Genomic DNA, 1,466 nt, shown 5'->3' with positions numbered 1-1,466 from the left:
GTCCGGGGGCGCGGGGGTGGCCGGGATCGGTCTGCCCCGCCCCGCCTTCGCCCTGTACGGGTGCCCCCAGGGCAGGTGCGCGCGCACGTGGGAGCCCACACCGGCCGAGGGCGTGCCGGTCTGCCTGGTCAGCGGCGCCGCCCTGCGCCCGCCGCGGGGGCGGTAGGCGGTGGGCGACCTTTGGGCGGAACTGGGCCGCAGGCTGACCGAGAGGTGGGTCAGCACCCTGGCGCTGCCCGGCGCCCTCTACCTGGCGGTCGCCACCGCCGCCTACGCCCTGGGCTGGTCCGGGGCGTGGGACGCGGGGCACCTGGCCGAGCGTGTCACCGGATGGGCCGCGGATCCTCGGGTGGACACCTTCGGCGGCCAGGCCCTGGTGCTGGCCGCCGTGCTGGCCGGGAGCACCGCCGTGGGCCTGGTCGCCCGGGGGTCGGGCTGGCTGGTCGAGCGCCTGTGGACCGCCGCGGACTGGGAGCGGTGGCCGCCGCCGCTGCGCGGCTGGACCGGGCGGTGGGTGCGCTCGCGCCGCGCGCGGTGGGACCGGCTGCGCGGGGAGGTCGAGCGGGCGCGGAACGGGGAGGCGGAGCAGGCCCGGGGCCGGGAGGAGGCGTTCGCGAAGGCCTACGACCGCATGGCGAGGGTCTCCCCCGAGCGGCCCGAGCGCCCCACCTGGTGCGGTGACCGGATCGCGGCCGTGCGCACGCGGCTGGCCCGCGACCACCGCGCGGACCTGGCCGTGCTGTGGCCGCACCTGTGGCTGGTCCTGCCGGAGGAGGAGCGCGTGGAGGTCACCGCGGCCCGCGAGGACCTGTCCCGCGCCACCGGGCTGACCGCGTGGGGGCTGCTGTACCTGCCGCTGACCGTGTGGTGGTGGCCCGCAGCGCTCGTAGCGGCGGCCGTGGCGGGGATCGCGTGGGTGCGGGCCCGGTCGGCGGCCGGGAACTACGCCACGCTGGTGGAGGCCGTCGTGCGCCTGCACGCGGTGGAGCTGGCCGACCGCGCGGGGGTCGCGCACGAGGGGGCGTTCAGCGGGGAGCTGGGCGAGCGGCTGACCCTGCGCCTGCGCGCGAGCATGCCGCCGGCGCCCGTGCTCGCACCCTTGGTGTCCGCGCCTGTGCCGCCGGTGGCCGCACCTCCGGTGACCATGCGGCCGCCCCCGGAATCCGCACCTCCGCCGGGGTCCGCGCCGCCTCCGGTACCCGAGCCCGCGCCGCCGTCGGCAGCGGACACCACCGCTTCCGGGCCGGAGGACGAAGGACCCCCTACGTAGCGGACACCTCGGTCGGCATCGGACAGCGCCGAACACGAACGAGGACGACGAGCGCCCCGCCGCCCCGGACGGGTTGTCCACAGGGCTCCGGGGAAGGGCGCGCAGGCCCCTACTCTGGTATCGGGGGCGCCGCGGGCGTCCGTCGGCGCGGTGACACGCCCCCGTGTTCCAGTGTGACCGGCCGTCTCTCTCCCGC

1 protein-coding gene is annotated in these 1,466 nt (G+C 78.4%); it reads left to right on the top strand.

Going from position 1 to position 1,466, the window contains the following annotated elements:
• Positions 1-169: 169 nt before the first annotated feature.
• The gene (locus tag DQW06_RS15105; protein ID WP_013151907.1) at positions 170-1,270 is read left to right on the top strand and encodes a hypothetical protein; all 1,101 of its coding nucleotides are present in this window, start codon (positions 170-172) and stop codon (positions 1,268-1,270) included.
• The last annotated feature ends 196 nt before the right edge of the window (positions 1,271-1,466 follow it).

The sequence above is a fragment of the Nocardiopsis sp. TNDT3 genome (assembly GCF_003427465.1).
Taxonomy (GTDB): domain Bacteria; phylum Actinomycetota; class Actinomycetes; order Streptosporangiales; family Streptosporangiaceae; genus Nocardiopsis; species Nocardiopsis dassonvillei.
Note: the sequence above shows the minus strand (reverse complement) of the source record. Positions and strands in the feature narration are given on the sequence as shown.